A 25848-nucleotide genomic window follows, 5' to 3' on the forward strand; every position below is an offset into this window, starting at 1 on the left:
TCTCCATCCTCGGCGTTCACGGAGCGAGGAGTTGGGGGCCTGGTGGGGAAACCGTGGCGGAGTACGGCATGAGGGGACCGACGATGTCGAAGCGGAAGGCGAACTCGAACGCCGTGCGCAGCAACTCCTCCGGCGGCACACGGCGATACCAGTTGGCATTCACGAACTGCTGCCACGCCGCGTTCCACGCGCCGCCCCGCGCGCCACGGTGGATGCGAAGGTGCACGTGCTCCGGGATGAACATCGTCCACTGATGGATGTTGATACCCTGGATCTTGAACCACTGCGCTAGGTTCTCCTGCTGCGGGAACAGGTGGTGTTTGATCAGCCTGCCTTCGAGCCGGGGGAAGGCCGGAAGGTAGCCGTGGCGGTATTGGAAATGGAACGTCAGGCGGGGCCGGACACCATCCCTGAGCCCCGCACGCCTCCAGTTCCGCTGCGTGCCAGGGGTGCGGAAGAGCGGGCGGTAGCCTCGGGCCAGCTCCGCACCATGGCCCAGCGGCGCGCGTGCGACCGCCTCCGGATCCACATCCTCACAGCCAAAAACGCCGCACTCGCCCTCCTCACATGCCAGCACGACACATTGATCGGCATCCGCCTCCTCACAGGCGATGGCGTCGTCATGCTCCGCGCCCTCCCCCTCACGCAACGCAGGTGAAGAAGTGGCGCACGCGGACAGCAGCAGCACGGCGAGGGACAGCGACAGTACGGCAGGGAGTGGGCATCTGGTCATCTACGCCCAGGGTATCAATGACGCCGAGGCACCACGACGCACCCGCATGCCCATGCAGCCCCGCTAGCAGTGTCTGGCATACTGGGAAGCGTGAGCGTCCATCACCGGAAGCCGAACTCCCCGCCCCCGCGCCCCTCCCCGTCACCGTCCGGGAGGGAGCGATGAGCGCGCTGGAGTCCGCCCTGGCCGCATGGCGCTCCGCGCTGGGCGAGGAGCACGTGGTCATCGAGCCGGAGGCGCTCGCGGCCGCGGAGACGGCCACCTTCGCCACCACCCAGCGCATCCCCGCCATCCTCCGCCCGGCGAGCACCGCCGAGGTCCAGGCCTGCCTGCGCATCGCCCAGGAGCACCGCGTCCCCGTCTACCCGGTGAGCGCCGGACGCAACTGGGGTTACGGCTCGCGCGTGCCGCCCCGGGACGGCAGCGTGTTGATGGAGCTGGGCCGGATGAACCGCATCCTCGCCCACGACGAGAAGCTCGCCTACCTCACCGTCGAGCCCGGCGTCACCTTCCGCCAGGCCCATGCGTGGCTGCGGGCCCGGGGCTCCCGCACCTTCATCACCAGCATCGGGGGCTCGCCGGACGCGAGCATGGTGGGCAACGCGCTCGAGCGGGGAGACGGGCGCGGGCCGCACGCGGACATCTTCCAGCACGTGTGTGCCCTGGAGGTGGTGCTTCCCACGGGCGAGCGGGTGGAGACGGGACTGGCGCGCTTTCCCGGCGCGCGGGCGGCGCCCGTCTTCCGCTGGGGCGTGGGCCCCTCGTTGGACGGGCTCTTCAGCCAGTCCTCGCTGGGCGTGGTGACGCGCATGACGTTCTGGCTGGGGCGCAAGCAGCCCTACCTCCGCGAGTTCTTCATCTCCGTGGACGAGGACGCGCAGCTCTGGGAGCGGCTGGACAGGCTCCAGGAGCTTCGCGCTCGACGGCACGCTGCGCAGCAGCTTCTTCTTCTGGAACGACCTGAAGGCGCTCAGCATCGCGAAGCAGTACCCGTATGCCGCGACGAGTGGGCGCACGCCCCTGCCGGCCTTTCTCCTGGACCAGTTCCGCGAGGGCTTCGGCCGCTGGGCCATCAGCGGCGCCCTCCATGCCCCGGACGAGGACATGGGCGCGGTGCTGGAGCGCCGGCTGGCCGCCGCGCTCGAGGGACTGCCGCGCCCGCTGCGCCTCTCCCCTCCCCCTCCGGACGGCGAGAGCCCCTTCCAGGGCGTCCCCACGGACATCAACCTGTCCATGACGTACTGGCGCAAGCGCACGCCCAAGCCGGAGGCTCCCCACCCGGACCGGGACCGCTGCGGCTTCATCTGGTGCTCGGTGGCCCTGCCCTTCACCGGCGAGGAGGCCCAGCGCGCCGTGGGCATCGCGGACCGCCTCCCCCGCCTGTTCGGCTTCGAGCCCAACCTGGCGCTGCTGGCCCAGTCCCCCCGCTGCCTGTACCTCGTCGTGGCCCTCGCCTTTGATCGCGACAAGCGCGGAGAGGACGAGCGCGCCCTGGCCTGCTACCGGGCGCTGGCGCGCGAGCTGACCACCTCCGGGTACTACCCCACCCGGCTGGGCCTCCAGTCGGCGCAGGACGCCCTGCCCACGGGGGATGATTCACCCGCGATCCTGCGGCGCCTGAAGCAGGCCCTTGATCCCGCCGGCATCCTCGCCCCGGGGCGCTATGTGCCCGGATTTCCTGGGGAAGAGCCGGAATAGGCCCCGGAAAATGCACAAATAATCAGGAGCCAGGAAACTTCCCGCGGGCACCGCCGATAACCCTTTCAACGCCGCACCCGCCAAAATCCCCCTGGAGCCCCGCCATGACCTCGATCTCGCGTTCCGCTGAGTTCAACCGTTACCGCCCCGTGTCGCAGACCCGCGCCGAGCCCGGTGCGGAGCGCAATCAGGCGTACCGCGAGGTCCAGCGTGATTTCCGCGCGGACAACAACCCGCAGCGCCAGGCGGAGCTCGAGTCCATCACGGCCAAGCAGCAGCGCGGTGAGACGCTCACCCCGCACGAGCAGGGGCTGATCGACGGCCAGCGCCGCACCACCAGCACCACGCAGACCAACAGCCCCGGCCAGACGGCCACCCAGAAGACGCTGGAGACGAGCGGCTACGAGCAGGAGCTGGTCTCCGGGAACGTGGGCAAGGAGTGGGCGGCCTTCCAGGGCTCGCACACCTCGGGTGATGTGAACGGCTCCTTCCACAACACGGTGGAGGGCCAGGCCCTCACGGCCGGCGCCAACGCCAACGGCTCGGTGTCCTTCGACCCGGCCAACGGCAAGGTGATTGCGCAGGGCGGCGCCTCGGCGCAGGCCAACCTGGTGCGCGGCTCGGTGGAAGGCCACGTGGACAGCCCCGTGGGGAAGACCTCGTGGCAGGCCGAGGGCAACGTGGGCGCCGAGGCCAGCGTCACGGGCCAGGTCGTGGTGGATCCGCTCCACGGTGACGTGGCGGCCCAGGTGGGCGGCGAGGCCTTCGCCGGTGCCCGCGCCAGCGGCCAGGTGACGCAGGAGGTCGGTCCCGCTTCCGCCACGGTGGGCGCGGAGGCCTTCGCCGGTATCGGCGCCGAGTTCGAGGCCAACGTGGGCCTGCAGGACGGCAAGCTGTCGGCCAACTTCGACGTGGGCGCCGCGCTGGGCATCGGCGGCAGCGTGGAGTTCGGTGTCGAGCTGGACGTGGGCAAGGCCGTGGACACCGTGAAGGACATCGGCGGGGGCATCAAGGACGCCGCCGAGGGCGTCAAGGACTTCGTCACCTCCTGGTAGTTCCCCGGACTGACGGCTGTTCCCAGGGCCTCGCTTCGGCGAGGCCCTTCGCATTTCCAGCGCATGCTCGACAGCCCCCGAGCCCCTGGGGGACACTCACACGCCATGAATCCTCTCGAGAAGCTCCTCGCTGCGGGGCAGTTGGCCAAGGCCCATGCGGAGGCCAAGAAGGTACTCGCCCGCCAGCCGGCGAACCGGGAAGCCCTGGTGGTCCTGGCCAAGCTGTCCCTGCTGGAGGGCAAGTTCCCCCAGGCCGAGGAGCTCATCGCCCAGGTCGAGGCCCAGGGCGTCACCGGGGACACCCTGCTGCTGCGCGCGAACATCGCCGCCCAGCAGGGCCAGCTCGACGTGGCCCTCAAGGGCTACCAGCAGGTGATGGCGAAGGAGCCCAAGCGCGCCGAGGCCCACTTCGGCCGCGGGATGATGCTCATCAAGCAGGACAAGACGGAGCAGGCGCTGGAGTCGCTCGCCCGGGCCGTGCAGTTCGGCCCGGACAACGCCGTCTTCCGCTACCGGCTGGGACAGGTGCAGCTCGAGGCGGGCAAGGACGAGGAGGGCCTCGCCACGTTGCGGCAGGTCATCGCCCAGCAGCCCGGCTTCATGCCCGCGTACCTCAGCCTGTCGCACGCACTCGCGTCGCGGGATGACTTGCCGGGGGCCAAGCGCGTGCTCGAGCAGGGACTCAAGGCGCTGCCCCGCCACCCCCGCCTGCTCGCGTCCCTCACCGTGCTGAGCATGGCGCTGCGCGACGTGAACGCCTCCTACAAGGCGGCCTCGGCGCTGGCGGCCCAGCGGCCCAAGGATCCCGACGCACAGGCCAACCTCGCGCAGCTCATGCTGGCGCGCGGCCAGTACCCGCAGGTGCTCCACCTGTGCCGCACCATGGACTCGCTGGGCCTGGCCACCGAGGCGCTCAAGATGGCGGAGGCCACCTGCTACGAGGCGCAGGAGCCGCCCGCGTACGACAAGGCGGTGGAAGCGTACGAGGCGGGCATGGGTCTGGCGCCCGACGGCTGGCGCGCCGCCAACAACCTGGGCCAGCTCCTGTTGCGCATCCCCTCCGAGCCGGAGGGTCAACACCTCCCCCGTGCCATCACGGTGTTGGAGGAGGCCGTGCGGCGTGCCCCCCAGCGGCCCGAGCCCCTGCTCAACCTCGCCCTGGCCCAGTCGCGGGCGGGACAGCAGGCCAAGGCGCGCGAGCAGGTGAAGAAGCTCCTCGCCCTGCCGCTGGCCGAGACGGATGAGGTGCGGCAGGAGGCCGCCCGCCTGGAGCAGGCGCTGGCGAAGGCCTGAAGCACCGGCGGCCACCGGCCGTGCCCCCGCCCGGGTGTAGACTCGGGCTGACAGGAGGCCGGTATGAAGAGCGCGCTACACGAGCGGTTCCGCACCCTGGGTGAGCGCTACCGCACCGAGCGCGCGAAGCAAGGACGCAAGCGGCGCGGGAGCGAAGCCGTGGCCCCGGGTTTCGACCGGGCGGCGTTCCGGTGGCTCGGCGATGAGGGCCTGTTCCGCGTGGCGCTGGAGCCCGCCCAGGAGCCCTCGAAGGGGGGCGAGGGCCTGTCCGGCGTGGTGCATGCGCTGGCGGGCTTCGCGGCGGGCTCGGGGGACCTCGGGCTGGCCACCTCGCTGCTCGCGCACTTCGTCTGCGTGCGGCTGCTGGCCCGGGCCGGGACCGAGGCCCAGCGCGCGCTCTACCTGCCGCGCCTGCTGTCGGGCGAGTGGGTGGGCGCGGTGGCCAACACCGAGCCGCGCGCCGGGACGGACATCCTCGCCCTGCGCGCGCGGGTGGTGCCCACGCCGGAGGGCCCGCGGCTGGACGCGCGCAAGTGCAGCATCACCAACGTGGGGCCCGCGGACCTGGCCATCGTCTCCGCGCGGCTGGCCGGCGTGCCTCCGGCCCACGCGGTGAACCTCTTCCTGCTGGAGACGGCCCGCCCGGGCGTGCACCTGCGCCAGGTGAAGGACCTCACGGGTCTGGCCACCTCCGCCACCGGCAACCTCATCGCCCGCCGGGTGGTGCTGCCCGCGGATGCACGGCTCGGCGAGCTGGGGGATGGCGTGCGCCTGTTCCGCACCACCTTCACCGAGGAGCGACTGCTTACCGGCGTGCTGTACCTCGCGGCGGTGCGCCGCTGCCTGGAGCGCGGGATGGCCCATGCGCAGTCGCGCCGCACCTTCGGCGAGCCCCTGGGGCGCCACCAGTACATTCAGGAGCGGCTGGTGCGCATGCGCGTGGCCGAGGAGACGCTGGAGGCGCTGCTGGACTCGGCGCTGGGCGGACTCTCCCGGGGCGAGGACGTCTTCGGCACCCTGTCCATCATCAAGCTGCACGGCGTGGAGACGGCGGTGGACGCGGCCCAGGGCCTCATCCGCGTGCTCGGAGGCAAGGGCCTGCGCAAGAGCGAGGGCGCCGAGGGGATGCTGAGGGACTTGCTGTGCCTCTCCGTCTTCGGCGGCACGGTGGAGCTGCACAAGGTGGTGCTCTACAACGAGACGGTGAAGGCGCGTGGGAGGGCCCGGCCCGCAACGAGCCTGGACGAGGCCCTCGAGGTGCACGACGCCGGAGCACTGCCGCCCGGGCTGGAGCCGGAGCTGTGCGCGCTGGTGGCCCGCTGCTTCCCGGGAGAGGCCAAGGTGCACGGCCGCTACTACTACGACACGCGGCCGGACCTGGTGGTGACGGTGCGGCGCGGCGGGGCGCTCGCGGGCTTCCGCACCGTCACCTTTCGCGAGGTGATGCTGGGGGGCCGCATGGTGAAGGTGGCGGGCCTGGGCATCGCCGTGGCGCCCGAGCACCAGAAGCAGGGACTCGGGACGCTCCTCACCCAGCGCGTGCTGGCGCTGCTCGCCGGACACGGCGTGGAGCTCGCCCTCGCCTTCCTCATCGGCCGCGCCGCGGAGAAGCTGCTGCGCACCTCCGGCTTCTCCCGCCTCACCGCCCCGGTGACGTACCTCGCCAGCGACGACGGCCGGCTCGTCACCGAGTCCATGCCCGCCTATGGCCTGGCGCTCGGCGGCTCCGCGCTGCTGGAGGAGATTGACGCCCGCGGCGGGTTGCACCTCGGCGTCGGCACCTGGTGAGCCGGGGCCCTCCCGCGCCAGGGCGCTTCAGTCCTGACCACTCGGAGTCGCGGGCGGCGGGCCGCGCCGCAGGGGATCCCACGTGTACTCCTCCGTGGGCGTCAGCTTCATGTTGGTGAAGCCGTGCCGAGCGACGAAGCCCGCGAAGCGCTCGGAGACGATGATGGACCCAGGCATGCCGCGGGCGACAAAGACGTCGTCGCCGTTCCAACTTCCCTGCTCGAGAACGAACCCGTGGATGGAGTCCACTCCGGTCTCGCGGCACCAGTCACAGGTGATGGGCGAGTCACGCCGGATGCGGCTGCGGGCTTCGTCCACCGCCGCACTTCCGAACACGGGCGTGGTCAGAAAGTACGTGGGCATGGAGGATGGCTTCGGCCCACGACGCTGTCTGCGCACCCGCATCACCTCCACGGGATGGAAACCCTGTAAACCAGTGAGCCCTTCCGCACGGAACGCCTCAGCCAGACGCTCACTGATAAGGACTTCAGCACCGGCGACCCTGATGAAGTCACCAGGGTCCTTGCCATAGAGTTCCAATGTGCCACGGTAAGGTGGCAACCACGGCAGCGAACCAATGAAGTCTCCACATCGAGGGCATCTCGATGCTTCGCCCACATTGTCATCAATGCTGGTGAAATCGACATCGTGACTCCCCCATCTTTCATTCTTCAAAACGAAGAAGCGTGGGGCAGCGGAGGAGTCAGTAGCCATTGGGGAACCTCGCGAGCATCTCTGGCCGGGAGTAGATCTCCCGTAGATACTCCTCGAACTTTCTTGCTGTCGCGGTTCCGTTCGTCCTGAGCCACTCAACGACCTCGTCATCCACCTCACGGTGCCAACGCTGGTAACCGCAGTGTGATTCTTCGTCCTTCGCCCGGGCGACGAAGCGTGGATCGCGAGCTTTGTAGAGGCCTCGAAGTTTACGGTGCTTCTCCAACTCCCTGGCGATGCGCCTGGAGATGACGTGGTGCTCCTGGCCCTTGCATTCAGGCGGCTCGGGCGCATCGGAGGACGCCTGCGCGGCTTACTCCACCTGGGACTCGGACCCCTCGCTTCCCTGCGCACTGCTGGCCTGCACCACCTCCCTCACCGCCTGATGGGCCGCCGCTTCCAGCGCATCCGCCAACTTCTTGTCCGTCTGGCGCAAGGCTTCACAGGCGGTGGCCATGCCTTGCTTGCACTTGCAGGTGTCCGAGAACTCTCTGGGGCCACAGGGAAGCTGCGTGGTGACGAGCACTAAGATCAACGGCAGGAGCGTCATGAGCGTGATGGGGTCGGAGTTGACACCCGGAACCTACCATGCAGCGCCCCTCCCCCAAGGAGCACAGCGTCTACGGGAACGTGACCTTGGGAAGGGTGATGGTGCGGCCCGCCGCGTCCCACAGCGTCAGCGTCAACTCGCCGCGAGCCTGCTCAGTGGATGCATCCACTTCCACGATCACCTGGTTGATCTGGTCGGGCGCGATGGGCTCGTCCTGCCGAAACTTCACCCCCTTCATCTCCACGCCCCGAGCGTCCACCAGGGAGCCCCCAGCAACCTTCCACGGCTCCGGCCCGGAGTTCCTCAGCCACACCTCCGCCGCCACGCTCCTGTCGGCACGGTAGCTCGTACCACTCGCCCAGGAGAGGCCACCTTCCGGCGGCCCGGACACTTTCAGTTGAAGCCTCTGAGCATGGACCCCATCCGGTCCCATCACCCTGCTGGCGATGAGGCTCCGCAGTCCCCCCGACTGGTCAAGCAGAGCTTGCGCTCGCGCCAGCGCTTCGCGCAGCTGCGCGGACCTGGCACGCTCCTGGAGCAATTCCCGCCGAAGGGACTCCCGGGTGCGCTCGTCCCGGTATACCGCCACCTGGTGCGTCGCCTGCCCGGGGTGGCCCACCAACATCACCGTGATGCCGCTCGAGGGAGCGTCTCCCTCGAAGCGCACCGTGAGCCGCAACCGCTCCCCCTCGGCCATGTCGGGGGGTGGCATCAGGGTGAGGAGTCTGCGGCCACGGACCACCTCCTCGAAACGCACCTCGTCTTGCAGGTCCACGATCGCGGGAGCGTCGAATCGCAGGCTCGTCGTGAGTCCCGGGCTGACGCAGATCTCCCGGGCCACCTCGGTGGGCGCGAGCGCCAGCTCGATGCGCTGCACGTCCTCGCAGGCGGCCCGCCTGGATGGCTCCAGGACGGGCTCACCTCGAAGAAGCACGAGCGCCAGGAGGGAAGAGAAGGAAGAGGGAAGCACGGGAAGCAGCCTCCTGCACGGGGTGCTAGCGGAAGCGAGACACGGATTTGACTCGGGGATCCCACCAGATACGGGCCTCCTTCGCCGTGCTCCCCGGCTCCATCTCCCAGCCAAGCCCGGAGCTGGACACCCACTCCAGGCAGATGGGCACGGTCTCCCCACTGGGCAGGAGGGCCTCGGTGAACCGGCCATAAACCCGCCCCGTTCCGAAGATGGCCTGGCCTCTGAAGCGGGTATTCGCCGGCAGCCGTCCCCAGGCGGCCCACATGTCGATGGTGACCTCGCCCTCGCGGATGACGGCGATGCGGGTCTTCTCGAAGGCCGGAAAGACGGCGAAGTGCGTCTCTCCCGCGGGAATCTGGAACAGCTCCCGGGTAGCGGCGGCGCCGGGCGGGCACTCGGCGGGCGCGGGAGGCGGACGCTGCTGCGGACCGCTCGCGCAGGCGGAGCCAACGAGGCAGCCAGCGGCAAGCAGGGAACGGGTCGTCTGGGATTTCGTCATCGCGGGTACCTCGCTTCGCGTCGTCGCACGGGCGACGGGCTCGGGAGTGGGTGACGCCTCAGGTGCCGCGCTGGGAGCAACGTCTCCCGTTGGATGGGGAGACGCTATTTCCTGGCGGAGGGCGGCCTGTTGCGCCGGGGTGGGGGTTGCTGACTCAGTACGTTGGGTGGCGGGAGCACGCGGCCCGGAGGCCATCAGGAGACCGCCCAGCGTCACGGCGGCGCCGACACCCAACCCCGCGGCCCACGGCCACCACCGGGCCACGGGACGGACGGGCGCCACCGGAGCCGGAACGGAGTGCTTCTGCGTCCGGCCCCCGGGAAACAGCGGCACGCGCCAGGCGTCATCCGCCAGGGCCGCCGCGGCCTCCAGGGCCTCCTCGAGCGCCACGGCATCCGCGTAGCGCGCCTCGGGGGCCTTCTCCAGCATGCGCAGGCACAGCGCGTCCAGCGCCGGAGGCACGCGCGGGTTGAGCTCCCGCGGGGCCGGAGGCGTCTCCTCGAGGATGACGCGCATCAGGCCCGGATCCTTCCTGTCTCCAAAGGGGAGCTCGCGCGTGAGCAGCCAGTAGAGCGTGACGCCCAGCGCCCACAGGTCATCCGCCGGGCCGAAGGGATAGGGCTCGCCTTCCCACTGCCGGGCGAAGCGCAGCGCCTCGGGGCTGCGGTACTCCGGGGTGCCGGGCGGAAGCTGCATCGTCAGGCGCCGGGCCCCCTCGTACGCGGCCGCGCCGAAGTCCACCAGCACCGGCTGCCCGTCCGCCTCGCGCATGAGGATGTTGGCTTCCTTCACGTCCCGGTGCACCACGCCCGCGGCATGCACTCCGGCCAGGGTGCCCGTCAGGGGCAGCAGCACGCGGAGCACCAGCTCGAGCGCGGACGGGTTCTCCTCGCGGACCCACACGTCCAGCGGGCGGCCCTCCACCAGCTCCAGGGCCAGCACGAGGAAGCGGGGCGCGTCGTCCGGCCAGAGGCTGTAGCCGAGGAAGCTGACGACATTGGGGAACTGCGCACGGCGCAGCGCATCCACCTCGCGCTCGCCGCGCGGGCCCATGCGCACCAGCTTCACGGCGAAGGCGCGCCCGTCCCGGGAGGCCTTGAAGACGGTGCCGAAGCTACCGGTGGCGATCTTCCCCTCGAGGGTGAAGCCCGCCACGCGCTCGCCCGGCGCCAGCTCCAGCAGGGGCCACCCGCCCGCGCCGCCCATCTCGTCGTGCATCCGCCGCACCTCCGGCGCCGAGGTTACCCGGCCGGTGGGTCGAGGCCCCGGATGCACCGGGTAGGGTCTATTTCACACGACGTGATCGAGCAGGCTCAGTCCACCTCGATGGCGGTGACGGCGAGTCCCGTCTGCCCGAGCTTCTCGCCATCGGCGCTGCCGCAGACGGGGCAGCGCAGCCGTGGGTGCTCGGGGGCGTAGGTGCGGCCACACGTGCGGCAGCGCGCCTCCACGTGGATGAGGTTGAGCAGGAGCCGGGCCCCCTCGGCGCGTGTGCCCCGGGCATGGGTGGCGAACTGGGAGGACAGGTGCTCCGGAGACAGGGATTCCGTCTCCGCCACCCAGCCGCGCACCACGCGGATGCGCGAGGCCCGGTGGAACACGGCCTGATGGAGGACGGTCTCGAGCACCTGCCGGGCAAGCGCGGACTCATACATGGCGACACTCTCTGAGCGGAGGACCCGCAGCCTCCGGGGGGAAGGTTGGGGAGTGTACCGTGCAAGCCCCCGAGCCCGCTCCGGGCCCCCGCGAAGGGGGGAGGCCCGGCCGTCATCCGGCCAACGCTTGCCGCTTCCCCATCCAGCACCGGACGGCGGAGTCGGCCTCATGGGAGGGGGCGTGTGACGACGTATTGATGCACCCGCGAAGGGACGAGCGCATATGTTCCCCGCATCGCCGTTCCGGAGGCCGACATGGACGAGCAGGGCGTGCACATCGAGACCCATCCCCGCGAGGGAGACCCGTTGCTACGGGCGGGAAGACCGGACCCGTGCCTCATGGTCCTCTTCGGGGCCACGGGAGACCTGGCGCAGCGCAAGCTCTTCCCGGCGCTCTTCGAGCTGGCGCGGCAGGGCAACCTGCCCGAGCAGTTCGCGGTGGTGGCCTTCAGCCGCTCGGAGCACAACCTGGAGCAGTTCCGCGCCCAGGTGAAGGAGGGGCTGAAGAAGTTCGCCCGCACGCAGCCGCTGGACGAGGCCACATGGGAGCGGCTCGCCGCCAAACTGGAGATGATGACGGGCGCCTATGACGACCCGGACTCGTACGTGCGCCTGCGCGAGCACCTGGAGCGCATCGCCGAGCGCTTCGGCACCCAGGGCAACCAGCTCTACTACCTGGCCACGCCGGCCTCCACCTTCCCCTCGCTGCTCGAGGGCCTGGCCGGCTCCGGGCTGCTGTACCGGGAGAATCCGGAGGTGAAGCGGCCCTGGCGGCGGCTCGTCATCGAGAAGCCCTTTGGCCGGGATCTGACCACGGCGAAGGAGCTCAACCGGGCGCTGGCGGGGGTGCTGGACGAGAAGCAGATCTTCCGCATCGACCATTACCTGGGGAAGGAGACGGTGCAGAACATCCTCGTCTTCCGCTTCGCCAACGCCATCTTCGAGCCGCTGTGGAACCGGCAGCACATCGACCACGTGGAGATAACGGCGGCGGAGAAGATTGGAGTGGAGGGGCGCGGGCGCTTCTACGACGAGACGGGCGTCATCCGGGACATGGTGCAGAACCACCTGTTGCAGGTGCTGGCGCTGTGCGCGATGGAGCCGCCGGTGTCGTTCGCCTCGGAGGACATCCGGGACGAGAAGAACAAGGTGTTCCGCGCGCTGCGCCCGGTGGTGGGCCGCGAGGTGGAGAAGTACGTGGTGCAGGGACAATACCGGGGCTACCTGGACGAGCACGGGGTGGGCAAGGAGTCGAAGACGCCCACCTACGTGGCGATGAAGACGTACATCGACACGTGGCGGTGGCAGGGGGTGCCCTTCTACGTGCGCGCGGGCAAGAGCCTGAGCAAGCGGGTGACGGAGGTGTCCATCCACTACAAGTCCGTGCCGCACTGCCTCTTCAACACGAGCGACACGTGCCAGCGGCTGCAGCCCAACGTGCTGACGCTGCGCATCCAGCCGCGCGAGGGGATTGCCCTGAGCTTCGAGTCGAAGGTGCCGGGCGAGGACATCAACATCGCCGGCGTGACGATGGACTTCGACTACGCCAACAGCTTCCACAAGCCGGTGCCGGAGGCGTACGAGCGGCTGATGCTGGACTGCATGCGGGGCAACACGACGCTCTTCGCGCGGCAGGACAGCGTGGAGCAGGCGTGGGCGTGGGTGACGCCCATTCTCGAGTCGCTGGACTCGGGGAAGGGAGGAGCGCTGCACACGTACGAGCCGGGGAGCGCGGGGCCGGACGCGGCGGCGGCGCTGCTGGGGCGGGATGGGCGGCGGTGGATGGAGCTGAAGGGATGAGGCCGGCCCCCATCGTGGTGGAGAAGGAGGCGCTGGCGCGGGCGGGGGCGGACTGGGTGGCGAAACACCTGGTGGAGGCGGTGGCGGGAGGCCGGCGGGCGAGCCTGGCGCTGTCGGGCGGGAGCACGCCGGGGCCGGTGTACCGGGAGCTGGCGAAGCGGGACGTGCCGTGGGCGCTGGTGGACTTCTACTTCGTGGACGAGCGCTTCGTGCCGCCGGACCACCCGGAGAGCAACTACCTGTTGGCGGAGGAGGCGCTCTTCAAGCCGCTGGGGGTGGGGCCGCATCAAATCTTCCGGATGCAGGGAGAGCGGGCGGACCGGGAGCAGGCGGCGAGGGACTACGCGCGGCAGTTGCCGCCGGAGCTGGACGTGGTGGTGCTGGGCATGGGCGAGGACGGGCACACCGCGTCGCTCTTCCCGGGCCACGAGGCGTTGCAGGAGCAGGAGCGGCGGGTGCTGGCGGTGGTGGGCCCGAAGCCGCCGCCGTGGAGGATGACGCTGACGCTGCCGGTGCTCCAGTCGGCGAGGAAGGTGCTGGGGCTGGTGAGCGGGGCGGGCAAGCGGGACATGGTGCGCCGGGTGCTGGCGGGCGAGGACCTGCCGGCGGCGAAGGTGGAGCACGCGCAGTGGATGATGGACCGGGGCGCGGCGGGCCAGGAGTGAAGGGTCTCCCCTCCAGAACCGACACACAGGAGTGAACGCAATGACCACAGCACAGGGGCAGCAGGGGCGCGCGCAGTTCGGGGTGGCGGGGATGGGGGTGATGGGGCAGAGCCTCGCGCTGAACGTGGCGGACCACGGCTACCGGGTGGCGGTGTGGGACCGGCATCCGGAGCGCTTCGATGAATTGCGCACGAAGGGCGCGCCCGAGAGCCTCCAGGGCCACGCGAGGCTGGAGGACTTCGTGGCGGCGCTGGAGCGCCCGCGCCGCATCCTGCTGATGGTGACGGCGGGAGCGGCGGTGGACTCGATGATGGAGAGGCTGGAGCCGCTGCTGCAGCCGGGAGACGTGCTGCTGGACTGTGGCAACTCCTGGTTCCAGGACACGCGCAAGCGTGAGGAGGCCTGGAAGCAGAAGGGGCTGCACTTCATGGGGGTGGGCGTGTCGGGCGGAGAGGAAGGAGCGCGCTACGGCCCGTCCATCATGCCGGGAGGCCCGGCCGAGGCGTACGCGCAGGTGCGCCCGGTGCTGGAGGCCATCGCGGCGAGGAGCGAGGCGGGAATGTGCGTGACGCACGTGGGCCCGGACGGCGCGGGGCACTTCGTGAAGATGGTGCACAACGGCATCGAGTACGCGGACATGCAGCTCCTGGCGGAGACGTATGACTTGCTGCGCCGGGGACTGGGACTCCCGGCGGACCAGCTCGCGGACCTCTTCTCGAAGTGGAACGAGGGCATCGCCGAGTCCTTCCTGCTGGAGACCACCATCAAGGTGCTGCGCAAGAAGGACGCGGAGACGGGCAAGCCGCTGGTGGACCTGGTGTTGGACAAGGCGGGCCAGAAGGGCACGGGGAAGTGGACGGTGCAGGTGTCGCTGGACCTGGGGGTGCCGGTGCCGTCGATCGCGGGGGCGCTGGACGCGCGCAACCTGTCCTCGATGAAGGACGAGCGCGTGGCGGCGAGCCGCGTCCTTCACGGCCCACGGGGCGAAAACCTGTCGGCGGACGAGAAGGCGAATCTGGCGGCGTGGGCGCATGACGCGCTGTACGCGGCGAGGGTGGTGACGTACGCGCAGGGGATGCGGCTCATCCAGGCGGCGTCGAACGAGTACACGTGGAACGTGTCGCTGGCGGAGATGGCGCGCATCTGGCGGGCGGGGTGCATCATCCGCGCGAAGCTGCTCACGCCGTTGCGCGAGGCGTTCGAGAAGAAGCCGGACCTGCCGAACCTGATGCTGGCGGACAGCCTGGCGCCGGTGCTGGAGAAGATGGCGCCGGCGTGGAGGCGCACGGTGGGGGTGGCGACGCGGCTGGGAATCGCGGTGCCGGTGTTCAGCACGAGCCTGGCGTACTACGACAGCTACCGGAGCGCGGAGCTGCCGCAGAACCTGACGCAGGCGCAGCGCGACGCCTTCGGCGCACACACCTACCAGCGCCGGGACAAGCCCGAGGCGGGTTTCGTCCACTCGGACTGGAGCTGAAGGGGCGGGTACCTACGCCGTGGCGCAGCGGTCCCCACCAGGATTCTCCCCATGAAAACCGACACCTCGTGGCCCGGGCTGGTCGTTGATCTGAGCAGCTGCGCCAAGGAGCCCATCCACATTCCGGGCTCCATTCAGCCGCATGGCGTCCTGTTCGCCCTGCACGAGCCCGCGCTGACGGTCGCCCAGGTGAGCGCGAACACAGCGGACGTCCTGGGCGTCGACCCGGAGCCGCTGGTGGGCCACCCGCTCGCGAACCTGCTCGATGCGGCCGCGCTGGGCCTGCTGACGGAAGCGCTGCGGAGCGGCCATCCCCAGGAATACAACCCGTTTCCTGTCACGGTGGGCTCGCGCGCTTTCGACGGAATCGTCCATCGCCACCAGGGCGCCACCCTCCTGGAGCTCGAGCCGGTCAGGGCCGGGGTGGAGGCGGGGAACGGGTCTCCGAAGCACCTCCTCCAGCGAACCCTCGCCCGGCTGCAAGCGGCGGAGAACCTGCGCGAGCTTTGTGACACGGCCGCCGCCGAGGTGCGCCGGCTCACGGGGTTCGAGCGGGTCATGACGTACCGCTTCGATGAGGAGGACAATGGCGAGGTCCTGTCCGAGGACAAGCTGGAGGGCATGGATGCGTACCTCGGCCTTCATTATCCCGCCTCGGACATCCCCCAACAGGCACGCCGGCTCTACCTGCTCAACTGGCTGCGCATCATCCCCGACAGGGAGTACAGGCCCGCGCCCCTCCTTCCCAGCCTCCGGCCCGACAACCAGCAGCCCCTGGACCTGAGCTTCTCCGTTCTCCGGAGTGTCTCGCCCATTCACCTCGAGTACATGCGGAACCTGGGCCTCCGCGCCTCCATGAGCATCTCCCTCGTCGTGGGGGGAAGGCTGTGGGGACTCATCTCCTGCGGAAACCATTCCTCCCCGAGGTACCTCTCCTACGAGCTGCGGGCCGCGTGTGAGCTCATCGGCCGCATCACCTCGCAACTGATTGGGGTCCAGGAGGAGCGCGAGACGCTGGAGCTCCGCAAGAAGCTGCGCGGGCACCAGGAGCGCCTGGTGGAAGCGATGCGGGCCGAAGAGGAAGAGGCGCTCGCCGGCCTCGTGAAACAGCCAGGGGAACTGCTGGGGCTCGCTGGAGCGGGCGGCGCGGCCGTGTTCTGCGAGGGCCGGTGCTGGACGGTGGGGCGTGTCCCTCCGGAATCGGCCCTCGAGGGCCTCGTCGGGTGGCTGCGCGAGACGGTCAAGGAGGGGGTCTTCCACACCAGGGCCCTGCCGGGCCTCTACCCGCCAGCGGAGGCGTTCAAGGAAGCCGCCAGCGGCCTGCTCGCGGTCTCCCTTCCCAAGCCCGCCCCCGACTATGTCCTGTGGTTCCGGCCGGAGGTCCTCCAGACGGTGAATTGGGGAGGTGACCCCACCAGGCCCGTCGAGAGGGAAGGACAGGAGCCGCACCTCCACCCGCGCCGCTCCTTCGCGCTGTGGAAGGAGGTCGTCCGCTCGACCTCGCTGCCGTGGACGCCGGCCGAGGTGGAAGCCGCCGCGGACCTGAGGCGCTACGCCATCGAGGTGGACCTGGGGCATCAGGTGCTTCGGGAGCAGAAGGCCGTCCAGGCCAGGGACGACCTGGTCGCGGTCGTCTCGCACGACTTGAAGAACCCGCTCGGCGTCATCCATCTCCAGGTAGGGCTCATCCTCCGCGCCATGCCCCTGGACCGCGAGGGCCCCTGGCGGCGGCTCCACACCTCCATCGAGCGCATCCAGCACGCGACCGACCGGATGAACACCCTCATCCGGGACCTGCTCGATCTCGCGAAGATCGAGGCGGGACGCTTCGCCATCGAGCCCCGGCCGGAAGAGCTGGAGAGCCTGATCGAGGAGTGTATGGAGCTCTTCCATCCACTCGCGGGGCAGAAGCGGCTCTCCATCACACAGAAGGTGGCTCGGCCCGAGGTGCGGGTCCAAGCCGACCGGGAGCGCATCTTCCAGGTGTTCTCGAACCTGATGGGAAACGCCATCAAGTTCACCCCGGAGGGCGGCTCCATCCAGCTCACGGCCGAACCGGTGGGGAGGGACGTGAGGTTCTCCGTGCGGGACACCGGCCCGGGCATTCCCAAGGAGCAGCTCCCCCACCTGTTCAACCGGTACTGGCAAGCCAAGATGCGGGCGCAGGAGGGGACCGGGCTCGGCCTCTACATCGCCAAGGGCATCATCGAAGCCCACGGGGGCCAGCTGTGGGTGGAGAGCCAGGTGGGCTCCGGCAGCACCTTCTTCTTCACGCTGCCGGTGGCCGAAGGGCCCTGAGCCGCGCCCCGGGAATCCGCTCACGCCATGGAGCGGATGGCGGCGAGCGTCTTCTCCACCTCGTCCGGGGTGTTCTGGATGCCGAACGCCACCCGCGCGAACGGCACGGCGTAGGGCGTGGTCGAGGCGAGAATCCTGTTCCGCTCGGCGAGCCGCTGCACGGTCTGCTGCGCCGTCATGCCCTTCACGTCGAAGCACACCATGCCCGAGGAGAGCTTCCCGGGAGCGCGGCGTGTACAGGGTGACGTGGGGCATCTTCGCCAGCCCCTCGCGCATCTGGGCATTCAACTCGTGGATGCGCCCGGTGATGCGTTGGGGCCCGATGGCCTGATGGAACTCGAACGCGGTGGGGACGGCCCAGTAGTGCTCGAAGGCCTGGAAACCACCGGGGGAGAACCAGGTGGCGCGGGCGGGCATCTCGGGCGGCTTCTCGCCGGCCCAGGCGAAGAACAGCTCGGCGGACGAGGTGCTCGGCATGAGGGGCCGCATGACGGACCACACCTCGGGGCGGGCCCAGACGAACCCGGTGCCGCGCGGGCCGAAAATCCACTTGTGCGTGCCCGCCGAGAACGCATCCATCCCCATGGCCACGATGTCCGGTGACTCCACGCCGAGGCCGTGGACACCATCGACGACGAAGAAGACCCGGCGCTCGGGGGCGCGCTCGCGATTCACCACCGCGAGGACATCTGCGATGCGCCGCAGCGGCAGCTTGAGCCCGCTGCTCGAGTGCACCCACGTCACGCCCACCACGCGCGTCTCCGGGCGGATGGCCTTCCGCAGGCGCTCGACCATCGCATCGGCGGAGATGGCGTCGTACGCGTCGAAGAGAGGAACCTTCCGCCACGTCGCGCCACTGCGCTCGGCCGCGAGGCGGATGGCCTCGTGGTGCACGAAGTGGTCATGCGAGGTGGTGAGGATCTCATCTCCCGGCTTCAGGGGCAGACCCTGGTAGATGACGGCGAGACCGGTCGTGGTGTTTTGCGTCAGCGCGATGTCATCCGCGCTCCCGCCGATGTACGAGGCAATGGCGTTGCACACCTTCGCCGGGACGTACTCCTCGGGCCCTCCGAACACCAGCCGCTCCACGGTATGGAGCGGGTTGGCCTCGAGCTGCCGGCGGTAGCTCGCGATGGCCTCGCGCACCGGGCGCGGATGCGAGGCGAGGAAGAACAGACTGAGGTGGATGTAGCGGGGATCCAGCTCGAACTGCCGCCGCACGGCGCCCCAGTCCTTGAAGGAGTCCGTGGAGGCCCGCGGCTTCTTCTCCGCGGCGGCGGCTCCGGTGGGAACGGCCCCCGCCCCCGCGGCGAGCGCACTGGTGAGGAGGAAACGGCGCCGGCTCAGCATGCACGCAACTCCTTGCAAGGATTGTCATGCAAAGCCTAACGGCCCGCGCGCGGAGACTCCATCCACCTCATTCACTTCCCCTTGCGTTGCAAGTGTTTGATGCCGCTGGGTCCTCTTTCACGGGGACTCGGAGGATTTCGCGACCCGCCGTCCGCGGATCCACGTACGCACGGGCCGGAGTCCCAGGAGCAGCACGGGCAGCCAGCTCGGGACGCCCACCCAGGAAGACCCCGCGTACGTCGCGGATGTCACCGGAACGGAGGGCTTCGGGTGCAGCCCGCGGAAGAGCCAGAACCCCCGCTCGTTCCACGAGGAGCGCGGCCGCGGCCGGCGCGGCGCCTGGAAGAAGGCGCCTCCCAGATCGAAGGCGTCCAGGGGCTCCGAGGCTGGCAGCCAGAACGACTCGGCCCCCAACCAGAAGGAGCCGTCCCCCGGCCAGCGGATCCGATGATGTGTCCGCAGCCCGGAGCCCTCATGGACACGGTCCGTGTCGAGGCCGAACGAGGTGTAGAAGCCGTAGCTGAACGGCCACATCACCAGGAAGGCCAGAAAGGGCAGCCACGGGAGTCCACGAAGGACCCGGGCCAGCAAGCGGGCGGGGGGCGCGGTCTTCGTCATGTGAGCCGCATGCTGAGGGCTCCCGCGGCGTCCATCAACACCCGGAGGCGGTGCCCCCCACGGAATGCGCACCGCGAGTGGCGGCAAGCATGGATGCGGGCGGAGTGAGGTATCGTCCCCGGACGAAGGCGAGGACGCAGGACACCCGCCCGCCCCCTGGAAGACCTATGAAGCTCATCATCAATGACCGGGAGTATGAGGTTCCCGACGAGAACCCCCACCGCGTGCTGCTGTGGGTGCTGCGGGACGAGCTGGGGCTGGTGGGCACCCGCTTCGGCTGCGGTGCCGGCATCTGCGGCGCGTGCACCCTCCATGTGGATGGTGTGGCCACCCGGGCCTGCATCTCTCCCGTCTCCTCCCTGGCCGGCGCGCGCATCCGCACCGTGGAGGGCCTGTCCACCCCGGGGCCGGATGGCAGACCGCGGCTGCACCCCGTGCAGCGGGCGTTCCTCGAGGTGCAGGCGCCCCAGTGCGGCTGGTGCATGAGCGGGCAGATGATGACGGCCGCCGCCCTGCTGGAGCGCAACCCGAGCCCCACGCCCGAGCAGGTGGTGGAGGCCATGGAGCGCAACTACTGCCGCTGTGGCACCTACTGCCGCATCAAGAAGGCCGTGCTCTCCGCCGCGGAGCAGCTCGCCCAGGAGACCAGGCCATGAGCGAGCCGGTGGCTCCGAAGAAGACCTGGCGCCCGACGCGCCGGCAGTTCCTGCTGGGCCTGGGCATGGGCGGCGCGGGGGCACTGGCCCTCGGCCTGCCCGCCATGCGCCTGGGCGTGGCGCGAGTCCTGGACGAGGGCATCGCCCCCTCGGGGGACCCGGTGGACCCCACCGTCTGGTTCGAAATCCTGCCGGACGACCGCGTGCGCCTGCACGTGCCCAAGGTGGAGATGGGCCAGGGCATCCACACCGCGCTGGCGCAGCTCGCCGCCGAGGAGCTGGAAGTCCCCTGGGAGCGGATGGAGGTGGTGCATGCCAACACCGCCCACGGCCCGGTGGACGAGCGGGGCACCTCGGGCAGCATGACGGTGGTGGGCCTGTACCAGCCCCTGCGCGAGGGGGCCGCCACGCTCCGGGAGATGCTGCGCGCCGAGGCCGCCCGCCAGTTGGGCGTGCCCGCCGCGTCGCTCGTGGCCGCCGGTGGGACGCTGAGCGTGCGCGACCAGCCCGGGCGCACGTTGCGCTACGGCGAGGTGGTGGCGCGGCACACGGGCGCGTGGGAAGTGCCCGAGCAGCCACCGGCCCTCAAGCCGGCCAAGGACTTCCAGGTCATCGGCCAGTCGATGCCGCGCCTGGACCTGGAGGCCAAGCTCACCGGGCAGGGCGTGTATGGCTATGACCAGCGGCTGCCCGGCATGCTGTATGGGGCCTCGGCCCGGCCGCCGCGGCTGGGGAGCACGCTGCGTGCCGCTCGCGAGGGCAAGGCGCGCGAGCAGCCGGGCGTGGTGGCGGTGGTCATCGGGAAGGACTTCGCCTCCGTGGCCGCCGAGTCCCGCGAGCAGGCCCATGCGGCGCTGGCCCACCTGGAGCTGGAGTGGACCGGGGGCGAGTCGCTCCAGCAGGCGGACGTCGACGCGCTGACGACGGTGAAGGAGGGAGAGGGAGTCATCGTCCAGGACGAGGGCGACGTGCCGGAGCACCTGGGACGCGGCAAGCAGCTCAGCGCCGAGTACCGCACGCCGCTGGCGGCGCACGCGCACCTGGAGCCGCAGGCCGCGCTGGTGGAGGTGAAGCCCGAGCGCGTCCGCGTGTGGACGTCCACGCAGTCGCCCGGGAGCATCCGCAAGCAGCTCGCGAAGGCGCTGGAGCGGGAGGAGGAGAGCATCGAGCTCGTCCCCACGCACCTGGGCGGTGGCTTCGGCCGGCGCCTGGACCCCAAGGCCGCCATCGAGGCCGCGCGGCTGTCGCAGGCCACGGGCCGGCCGGTGCACGTGGGGTGGACGCGCACCGAGGAGTTCCGCCACGGGTTCTTCCGCCCGCCCACGCACCACGTGCTGCGGGCCTCGCTGGAGGAGTCCGGCCGAGTGCTGGCCTTCGAGCACCAGCAGGCGAGTGGCGACGTGCTCTTCTCGCTGGTCCCCGAGGCCCTGGCCACGGTGCTGGGCGCGGACCTCGGCTCCTGGCGCGGGGCCACCATCCGCTACGCCCTGCCCCACCGCCGGGTGCGCGCCCAGCGCGTGAAGCTGCCCGTGCCCACCGCCACCTGGCGGGGCCTGGGCCTGCTCGCCAACACCTTCGCGCTGGAGGGCTTCATGGACGAGCTCGCCCATGCCGCGGGGGAGGATCCGCTGGCCTTCCGGCTGAAGCACCTCGGTGAGGACGAGCTGGGGCGCCGCTTCCGCCGGGTGCTGGAGGCCGCGGCGAAGCGCGCCGGTTGGGGCACGCCCGCGCCCGAGGGCCGGGCACGTGGCATCGCGTGCTCCGTGGACATGAGGACCGTGGTGGCCCAGGTGGCCGAGGTCTCCGTGGAGGAAGGCCGGGTGCGGGTGCACCGCGTCACCTGCGCCGTGGACTGCGGCCTCGTCATCAACCCGGACGGTGCCACCGCCCAGGTGGAGGGCAGCATCATGATGGCCCTGAGCTCCACCCTCTCCGAGCGCATCACGCTCAAGGACGGGCAGGTGGAGGCGGGGAACTTCCACGACTACCCGCTGCTGACGATGCGCGAGGCCCCGGACATCGACACGCTGCTGGTGGGCGAGGGCGACCAACCGCTGGGCATGGGCGAGCCGCCCATGGGACCCGTGGCCGCCGCCGTGGCCAATGCCCTCTTCACCCTCACCGGGAAGCGCTTGCGGACCCTGCCCCTGAAGCTCTAAGGCGGGCCCATGCCCCTCCCGCTCCAGAAGAAGGTCGTGCTGGGCCTCCAGCACACCATCGCCATGTTCGGCGCCACCGTGCTGGTGCCGCTGCTCACCGGCCTCAATCCCAGTGTCGCCCTCTTCGGGGCCGGGCTCGCCACCCTCCTCTTCCACGTCCTCACCGGGTTGGGCGTGCCCATCTTCCTGGGCAGCAGCTTCGCCTTCATCGCCCCCATCATCGCCGTGCTGAAGGCCGAGGGCCCCGCCGCCGTGGGCGGTGGGCTCGTCGCCGCCGGTGCCATGTACCTCGTCTTCTCCGGCCTGGTGAAGGCCGTCGGCATCCGGCGCGTCCAGCAGGTGTTTCCCCCCATCGTCACCGGGTCCGTCATCATCGTCATCGGGCTCAGCCTCGCCGGCGTCGCCGTCAACCAGGCGCAGAGTCACTGGGGGCTCGCGCTCGTCACGCTGATGGCCGCCATCCTCACCAGCGTCTTCGCCCGCGGCCTCTTCAAGATGATTCCCATCCTCATCGCCGTCATCGCCGGCTACGTGGCCTCGCTGGTGCTCGGCGCCGTGGAGCCCGCACGGCTCGAGGCCATCCGCGAGGCCGCCTGGGTGGGCCTGCCTCCCTTCCACGGCCCCACGTTTTCCTGGAGCGCCATCTTCGTGCTCGCCCCGGTGGCCCTCGTCACCTTCATCGAGCACATCGGCGACGTCATCGTGAATGGCCGCGTGGTGGGGAAGAACTTCCTCGAGCGTCCGGGCCTGCCCCGCACCCTCTTCGCCGATGGCATCGCCAACATGGCCTCCGCGGTGATTGGGGGTCCCGCCGCCACCACCTACGCGGAGAACACCGGCGTCCTCGCCGTCACCCGCGTCTACGACCCCGCCGTCATTCGCATCGCCGCCGGCTTCGCCATGCTCTTCGGCCTCTCGCCCAAGCTGGCCGCCGTCTTCCAGAGCCTCCCGCCCGGAGTGCTCGGCGGCGTGAGCATCCTGCTCTTCGGGATGATTGCCTCCGTGGGCATCCGCACCCTCTCCGAGGCGCGCATCGACTTCGCCCACAGCCGCAACCTCATCGTCGTCAGCCTCATCCTCGTGCTCGGCCTCGGCGGCGCGAAGATTCCCGTGGCCTTCGGCGGCGTGCACATCGAACTGCACGGCATGGCCCTCGCCGCGCTCGTCGGCATCCTCGCCAACGCGCTGCTGCCCGCCTCGCTCGACCGCGAGGAGCTGGATGCACATCCCGCCGAAGAGCCCCCGTCCCGCTCGTGACAGGGGCTCGATTCGGGAACTGACCGCCGCTGCAGAACCCCATCAAGTGCGGGAGAGTCACAAGACGGGGCAGGCTCACCGCACCGTCCCCTCGGAAACGTCACGTTCCCGGCTGTGAAGCAAGGAGCGTTGATTTTCAGCACCTCGCCAGACCCAGCAGCTTGACCTGGCTGTCAGCCGATTCCTGTAATCGGCGGGTTGAGGTGTGCCCATGTCCATCCACAAGCTCCCCGCCTCCGACGAAGCCCGGCGCGCACGCATTGGAACTCGGGCCATACAACTGAGTATTGCCCTTCTACTCTCAGGATGCGCTACGCCGAGAACTGTCACCCTGGTCGAGGGTGCGCTCGTGCCGGGAAACTTCCGGTTTGTCACCATCGTCAAACAACGCGGCGAAGAGCCGGGCGGGTGGCGTGCGGCCTGCCTTCGGTTGCCCATCAAGAGCGATACGGGTGATGCGATCCTCTGCAACATGGGCGTTGATATGCCAATAAGGACCAAAGAGGACGGCTTGATCACTCTTCCGGCCGCCCAACGCATCGCCGCGAATTCTGGCAATGCCGCGGCGCAAATCGCTTTCACTCCCTCGACGGTTGAGACCCCCATGGGCATCTTGTGTGAAACCTTCAAGACGGAATTCCATTTGACCTTGGAGGCCGCCGTCGGTGGTTCCCGTGTCAAGACGGCATGTCATCCCAAAGCGGAATCCGCCATGCTTGGACGCTGAACTCATGCCCCTCTCGACAGAACAACTGTCATCCATTGCGCGCAAGTACTGGCGTTCCGACAGGGCTTATGACGGCAGCCCCGAGCACAGGAAGCTCACCGATTTATGGGATCAAGAGTTGAAAAAGCTCGGCCAATGGTGGGCGCTACTGGATGAGCTCAAGGAGGAACTCCCTGATTTCACCATCGGCAATGCCACCGCGACTCCTGATGCCTGCTTTCGGTGCGCGGCCTACTCGCCTGTAGACGAACAATCGAGCGCGCATCGATTCATCGTCGTTGGGTGCGTCAGTATCCTGGCGCCAGTGTATACGGTTTATGGCGTGCAGTACGTCCTGGTTGGCAACAAGCGGCACCAACGCAGAGTCTTCTTCGCTCCGCTTCCTGTGGAAATGCGACACGCTGCCGATGTCATTTCCAGGAAGCTCGAGGCGACTTTCGGCGTGTACGCACTTCCACGCGATATGGCCGACATCCGCGTTCCTCTCTATGTCGAGCCAGTGGAGCCACCGGACACCACCCTCTTCCATGCGCTCTTTACAAGCGAGCCTGAATCCTTGCCTTGAGCGAGGACGTTGAGCCGGTAGTACAGGTCCTCGCGGAAGCCCCCCTCCTCCACGGCCAGCGCCAAGTCGCGGTTGGTGGCGGCGCCGCCCACCGGGCGCACCGTGCCACGAAAGGTAGGAGATGACGGGCTGGGACTCTTCGGGCTCTCCAGCACGTTCCATTTCCGGGACGAGGGGCCGGGGAAAAATCCGTCACCGGTCTTTGCGACATTTTCCCGCCTTTTTCGTTTCCAGGATGAGGCCAGCCGGAAGCCGCGAAGCGGCGACGGCGCTCAGCGGACTCACACACACGCAGTCGGATTCACCCGGCGCTCCGCCCTTGGGCGACGCATGGGCCCTCTGTTGCCTGGAGATAGCGATGACCTTCAAGAAAATGCTGCTCGTGGTTTCATCTGCCTTGATTCCCCTCCTCGTCGCCTGTGGCGCGACCGATGAGGCCACGTCCATCATCGACCCCGCCACCGGCGAGCCCGTGGCGATCAACTACCCCAAGGACGCGCAGTTCGTGGACGTGCCCGAGCAGCTCGGCTCGGTGAAGGACGCGGCGATCGAGGTGTGCCGGCTCGACGACCCGTTCTGCGAGCCCATCGAGCGCTGCCCGATCGACGACCCGCGCTACCCGTACTGCAACGGGACGTGCGATCCCGTCTATGACTTCGGCTGCCAGCCCTGCGACTCGACCAACCCCGAGTCGTGGTGCTACGTGCCGCCCTGCGAGCCCGGGCTGATCGGCTCGTACACCACCGCCCGCGTGGGCCGTGAGCCGAACGCGTCGCTCGAGGTGAGCTCGCTGGCGGGAACCAGCTGCAACCGCCAGGTGGTGACGGGCATCGGCGCGCGCATCGTCTCCGACAGCAATTACGAGACGCTGCATGTCGAGTACCGCCAGCCCTACGCCGACGGCACGATGGGCGGGCGCACCATCGTCCGCCGGGGCAGCAACCCCTATGGGACGCTCGAGGCGTGGGCCTCCGTGCCGGATGGGTACGCCATCGTGGGCGTGGCCGCTGGCCAGCAGGGCACGCATGACCTGCGCACCCTCATCGTCTACTACCGCCGCATCGAGCTGACCGCCTCGGGCGTGCGGATGACGGGGCCGATCTACCAGATCAACGCGGGCGTCAACCCCTACGGCTCCATCAACGCGTCGTACCTCACCTCCGCCGACAACAACGTCCTCGTGGGCGTGGGCTTCTCCTCGGCCGTCGAGCAGACCAAGACGATCGCCGCCTATGTGGGCACGCTCCCGTAACACCCGAAGCAGCGAATGAAGCCATGGAGGCCCGCGGGCACGCACTGCCCGCGGGCCTCCGCACGT

The 25848-nt window shown here is 69.6% G+C and carries 23 protein-coding genes and 3 pseudogenes; 15 read left to right on the forward strand and 11 right to left on the reverse strand.

Features of this window, described 5'->3' with window-relative positions; genetic code table 11:
* Positions 1-16: 16 nt before the first annotated feature.
* Both ACN28I_RS23185 and ACN28I_RS23190 read right to left on the reverse strand, forming a co-directional pair.
* Positions 17-733, reverse strand: a complete 717-nt coding sequence (locus ACN28I_RS23185; RefSeq protein ID WP_420944137.1) for a TIGR02269 family lipoprotein — start codon at positions 731-733, stop codon at positions 17-19.
* A gap of 101 nt (positions 734-834) precedes the next feature.
* On the reverse strand, positions 835-1083 hold the full coding sequence (locus ACN28I_RS23190) for a hypothetical protein (protein WP_420948891.1): 249 nt from the start codon (positions 1081-1083) through the stop codon (positions 835-837).
* Here ACN28I_RS23190 and ACN28I_RS23195 point away from each other — a divergent pair.
* The 5 genes and pseudogenes from ACN28I_RS23195 to ACN28I_RS23215 form a co-directional block, all read left to right on the forward strand.
* Positions 1069-1374 (forward strand): annotated as a pseudogene (locus ACN28I_RS23195) (FAD-binding protein); the annotation flags it as partial. The gene ACN28I_RS23190 and the pseudogene ACN28I_RS23195 sit on opposite strands and share 15 nt — an antisense overlap.
* 463 nt (positions 1375-1837) lie before the next feature.
* Complete coding sequence (locus ACN28I_RS23200) at positions 1838-2431, forward strand: hypothetical protein (protein ID WP_420948892.1); 594 nt, start codon at positions 1838-1840, stop codon at positions 2429-2431.
* A gap of 104 nt (positions 2432-2535) precedes the next feature.
* Complete coding sequence (locus tag ACN28I_RS23205) at positions 2536-3486, forward strand: hypothetical protein (RefSeq protein WP_420944138.1); 951 nt, start codon at positions 2536-2538, stop codon at positions 3484-3486.
* A 105-nt stretch (positions 3487-3591) separates the two neighbouring features.
* Complete coding sequence (locus ACN28I_RS23210) at positions 3592-4779, forward strand: tetratricopeptide repeat protein (RefSeq protein WP_420944139.1); 1188 nt, start codon at positions 3592-3594, stop codon at positions 4777-4779.
* A gap of 63 nt (positions 4780-4842) precedes the next feature.
* A complete protein-coding gene (locus ACN28I_RS23215) occupies positions 4843-6567 on the forward strand; it encodes a GNAT family N-acetyltransferase (RefSeq protein ID WP_420944140.1) in 1725 nt (574 codons plus the stop codon).
* A gap of 27 nt (positions 6568-6594) precedes the next feature.
* Here ACN28I_RS23215 and ACN28I_RS23220 read toward each other — a convergent pair whose 3' ends face one another.
* The 5 genes from ACN28I_RS23220 to ACN28I_RS23240 form a co-directional block, all read right to left on the reverse strand.
* On the reverse strand, positions 6595-7575 hold the full coding sequence (locus ACN28I_RS23220; protein WP_420944141.1) for an imm11 family protein: 981 nt from the start codon (positions 7573-7575) through the stop codon (positions 6595-6597).
* 19 nt (positions 7576-7594) lie between these two features.
* Positions 7595-7738: a hypothetical protein gene (locus tag ACN28I_RS23225; protein ID WP_420944142.1), complete on the reverse strand. Its 144-nt coding sequence runs from the start codon at positions 7736-7738 to the stop codon at positions 7595-7597.
* Between the two features lie 163 nt (positions 7739-7901).
* The gene (locus ACN28I_RS23230) at positions 7902-8801 is read right to left on the reverse strand and encodes a DUF2381 family protein (RefSeq protein ID WP_420944143.1); all 900 of its coding nucleotides are present in this window, start codon (positions 8799-8801) and stop codon (positions 7902-7904) included.
* A gap of 25 nt (positions 8802-8826) precedes the next feature.
* On the reverse strand, positions 8827-10521 hold the full coding sequence (locus ACN28I_RS23235) for a serine/threonine protein kinase (RefSeq protein ID WP_420944144.1): 1695 nt from the start codon (positions 10519-10521) through the stop codon (positions 8827-8829).
* 95 nt (positions 10522-10616) lie between these two features.
* Positions 10617-10958: a hydrogenase maturation nickel metallochaperone HypA gene (locus ACN28I_RS23240; protein WP_420944145.1), complete on the reverse strand. Its 342-nt coding sequence runs from the start codon at positions 10956-10958 to the stop codon at positions 10617-10619.
* A gap of 255 nt (positions 10959-11213) precedes the next feature.
* On the opposite strand from ACN28I_RS23240, the gene zwf reads away from it, so the two are divergent.
* The 4 genes from zwf to ACN28I_RS23260 are packed head-to-tail and all read left to right on the forward strand — an operon-like array spanning position 11214 to position 17198.
* On the forward strand, positions 11214-12758 hold the full coding sequence (gene zwf, locus ACN28I_RS23245; RefSeq protein ID WP_420944146.1) for a glucose-6-phosphate dehydrogenase: 1545 nt from the start codon (positions 11214-11216) through the stop codon (positions 12756-12758).
* Positions 12755-13423, forward strand: coding sequence for a 6-phosphogluconolactonase (gene pgl, locus ACN28I_RS23250; RefSeq protein WP_420944147.1), 669 nt, complete (start codon positions 12755-12757; stop codon positions 13421-13423). The genes zwf and pgl overlap by 4 nt, the downstream gene beginning before the upstream one ends.
* Before the next feature lie 40 nt (positions 13424-13463).
* Complete coding sequence (gene gndA, locus ACN28I_RS23255; protein ID WP_420944148.1) at positions 13464-14900, forward strand: NADP-dependent phosphogluconate dehydrogenase; 1437 nt, start codon at positions 13464-13466, stop codon at positions 14898-14900.
* A gap of 51 nt (positions 14901-14951) precedes the next feature.
* Complete coding sequence (locus tag ACN28I_RS23260) at positions 14952-17198, forward strand: ATP-binding protein (protein WP_420944149.1); 2247 nt, start codon at positions 14952-14954, stop codon at positions 17196-17198.
* A gap of 20 nt (positions 17199-17218) precedes the next feature.
* On the opposite strand, the gene ACN28I_RS23265 is transcribed toward ACN28I_RS23260, so the two are convergent.
* The 3 genes and pseudogenes from ACN28I_RS23265 to ACN28I_RS23275 all read right to left on the reverse strand — a co-directional run bounded on the left by ACN28I_RS23265 (position 17219) and on the right by ACN28I_RS23275 (position 19166).
* Entirely contained in the window at positions 17219-17401 is a 183-nt protein-coding gene (locus ACN28I_RS23265; protein WP_420944150.1) for a hypothetical protein, read from the reverse strand.
* A 73-nt stretch (positions 17402-17474) separates the two neighbouring features.
* A pseudogene (locus tag ACN28I_RS23270) lies at positions 17475-18548 on the reverse strand (aminotransferase class V-fold PLP-dependent enzyme); the annotation flags it as partial.
* 117 nt (positions 18549-18665) lie between these two features.
* Positions 18666-19166: a hypothetical protein gene (locus tag ACN28I_RS23275; protein WP_420944151.1), complete on the reverse strand. Its 501-nt coding sequence runs from the start codon at positions 19164-19166 to the stop codon at positions 18666-18668.
* Positions 19167-19333: 167 nt separating this feature from the next.
* Between ACN28I_RS23275 and ACN28I_RS23280 the strand changes: the two genes are divergently transcribed.
* From ACN28I_RS23280 to ACN28I_RS23300, 5 genes are all read left to right on the forward strand, one after another.
* The gene (locus ACN28I_RS23280) at positions 19334-19822 is read left to right on the forward strand and encodes a (2Fe-2S)-binding protein (protein WP_420944152.1); all 489 of its coding nucleotides are present in this window, start codon (positions 19334-19336) and stop codon (positions 19820-19822) included.
* Complete coding sequence (locus tag ACN28I_RS23285) at positions 19819-21981, forward strand: molybdopterin cofactor-binding domain-containing protein (RefSeq protein WP_420944153.1); 2163 nt, start codon at positions 19819-19821, stop codon at positions 21979-21981. Before ACN28I_RS23280 ends, ACN28I_RS23285 begins: the two co-directional genes overlap by 4 nt.
* Positions 21982-21990: 9 nt before the next feature.
* The gene (locus ACN28I_RS23290) at positions 21991-23238 is read left to right on the forward strand and encodes a uracil-xanthine permease family protein (protein WP_420944154.1); all 1248 of its coding nucleotides are present in this window, start codon (positions 21991-21993) and stop codon (positions 23236-23238) included.
* Positions 23239-23449: 211 nt separating this feature from the next.
* On the forward strand, positions 23450-23965 hold the full coding sequence (locus tag ACN28I_RS23295; RefSeq protein WP_420944155.1) for a hypothetical protein: 516 nt from the start codon (positions 23450-23452) through the stop codon (positions 23963-23965).
* A 4-nt stretch (positions 23966-23969) separates the two neighbouring features.
* Positions 23970-24530: a hypothetical protein gene (locus ACN28I_RS23300; protein WP_420944156.1), complete on the forward strand. Its 561-nt coding sequence runs from the start codon at positions 23970-23972 to the stop codon at positions 24528-24530.
* Between the two features lie 2 nt (positions 24531-24532).
* Here ACN28I_RS23300 and ACN28I_RS23305 read toward each other — a convergent pair.
* A pseudogene (locus ACN28I_RS23305) lies at positions 24533-24631 on the reverse strand (sigma 54-interacting transcriptional regulator); the annotation flags it as partial.
* Positions 24632-24888: 257 nt separating this feature from the next.
* Between ACN28I_RS23305 and ACN28I_RS23310 the strand changes: the two are divergent.
* Positions 24889-25782 (forward strand): hypothetical protein, encoded by an 894-nt coding sequence (locus ACN28I_RS23310; RefSeq protein WP_420944157.1) that lies wholly within the window; start codon positions 24889-24891, stop codon positions 25780-25782.
* The last annotated feature ends 66 nt before the right edge of the window (positions 25783-25848 follow it).

The sequence above is a fragment of the Archangium gephyra genome (assembly GCF_049060025.1).
Taxonomy (GTDB): Bacteria; Myxococcota; Myxococcia; order Myxococcales; family Myxococcaceae; genus Archangium; species Archangium gephyra_A.

Excerpts from the sequence above, each read along its gene's own strand:
- ACN28I_RS23185 (WP_420944137.1), bottom strand. The coding sequence starts at position 733 with ATGACCAGATGCCCACTCCCTGCCGTACTGTCGCTGTCCCTCGCCGTG.
- ACN28I_RS23200 (WP_420948892.1), top strand. The coding sequence starts at position 1,838 with ATGGGCGCGGTGCTGGAGCGCCGGCTGGCCGCCGCGCTCGAGGGACTG.
- ACN28I_RS23205 (WP_420944138.1), top strand. The coding sequence starts at position 2,536 with ATGACCTCGATCTCGCGTTCCGCTGAGTTCAACCGTTACCGCCCCGTG.
- ACN28I_RS23210 (WP_420944139.1), top strand. The coding sequence starts at position 3,592 with ATGAATCCTCTCGAGAAGCTCCTCGCTGCGGGGCAGTTGGCCAAGGCC.
- ACN28I_RS23215 (WP_420944140.1), top strand. The coding sequence starts at position 4,843 with ATGAAGAGCGCGCTACACGAGCGGTTCCGCACCCTGGGTGAGCGCTAC.
- ACN28I_RS23220 (WP_420944141.1), bottom strand. The coding sequence starts at position 7,575 with ATGCGCCCGAGCCGCCTGAATGCAAGGGCCAGGAGCACCACGTCATCT.
- ACN28I_RS23225 (WP_420944142.1), bottom strand. The coding sequence starts at position 7,738 with ATGGCCACCGCCTGTGAAGCCTTGCGCCAGACGGACAAGAAGTTGGCG.
- ACN28I_RS23235 (WP_420944144.1), bottom strand. The coding sequence starts at position 10,521 with ATGCACGACGAGATGGGCGGCGCGGGCGGGTGGCCCCTGCTGGAGCTG.
- ACN28I_RS23240 (WP_420944145.1), bottom strand. The coding sequence starts at position 10,958 with ATGTATGAGTCCGCGCTTGCCCGGCAGGTGCTCGAGACCGTCCTCCAT.
- zwf (WP_420944146.1), top strand. The coding sequence starts at position 11,214 with ATGGACGAGCAGGGCGTGCACATCGAGACCCATCCCCGCGAGGGAGAC.
- pgl (WP_420944147.1), top strand. The coding sequence starts at position 12,755 with ATGAGGCCGGCCCCCATCGTGGTGGAGAAGGAGGCGCTGGCGCGGGCG.
- gndA (WP_420944148.1), top strand. The coding sequence starts at position 13,464 with ATGACCACAGCACAGGGGCAGCAGGGGCGCGCGCAGTTCGGGGTGGCG.
- ACN28I_RS23260 (WP_420944149.1), top strand. The coding sequence starts at position 14,952 with ATGAAAACCGACACCTCGTGGCCCGGGCTGGTCGTTGATCTGAGCAGC.
- ACN28I_RS23265 (WP_420944150.1), bottom strand. The coding sequence starts at position 17,401 with ATGGTGTGCTTCGACGTGAAGGGCATGACGGCGCAGCAGACCGTGCAG.
- ACN28I_RS23275 (WP_420944151.1), bottom strand. The coding sequence starts at position 19,166 with ATGACGAAGACCGCGCCCCCCGCCCGCTTGCTGGCCCGGGTCCTTCGT.
- ACN28I_RS23280 (WP_420944152.1), top strand. The coding sequence starts at position 19,334 with ATGAAGCTCATCATCAATGACCGGGAGTATGAGGTTCCCGACGAGAAC.
- ACN28I_RS23285 (WP_420944153.1), top strand. The coding sequence starts at position 19,819 with ATGAGCGAGCCGGTGGCTCCGAAGAAGACCTGGCGCCCGACGCGCCGG.
- ACN28I_RS23290 (WP_420944154.1), top strand. The coding sequence starts at position 21,991 with ATGCCCCTCCCGCTCCAGAAGAAGGTCGTGCTGGGCCTCCAGCACACC.
- ACN28I_RS23295 (WP_420944155.1), top strand. The coding sequence starts at position 23,450 with ATGTCCATCCACAAGCTCCCCGCCTCCGACGAAGCCCGGCGCGCACGC.
- ACN28I_RS23300 (WP_420944156.1), top strand. The coding sequence starts at position 23,970 with ATGCCCCTCTCGACAGAACAACTGTCATCCATTGCGCGCAAGTACTGG.
- ACN28I_RS23310 (WP_420944157.1), top strand. The coding sequence starts at position 24,889 with ATGACCTTCAAGAAAATGCTGCTCGTGGTTTCATCTGCCTTGATTCCC.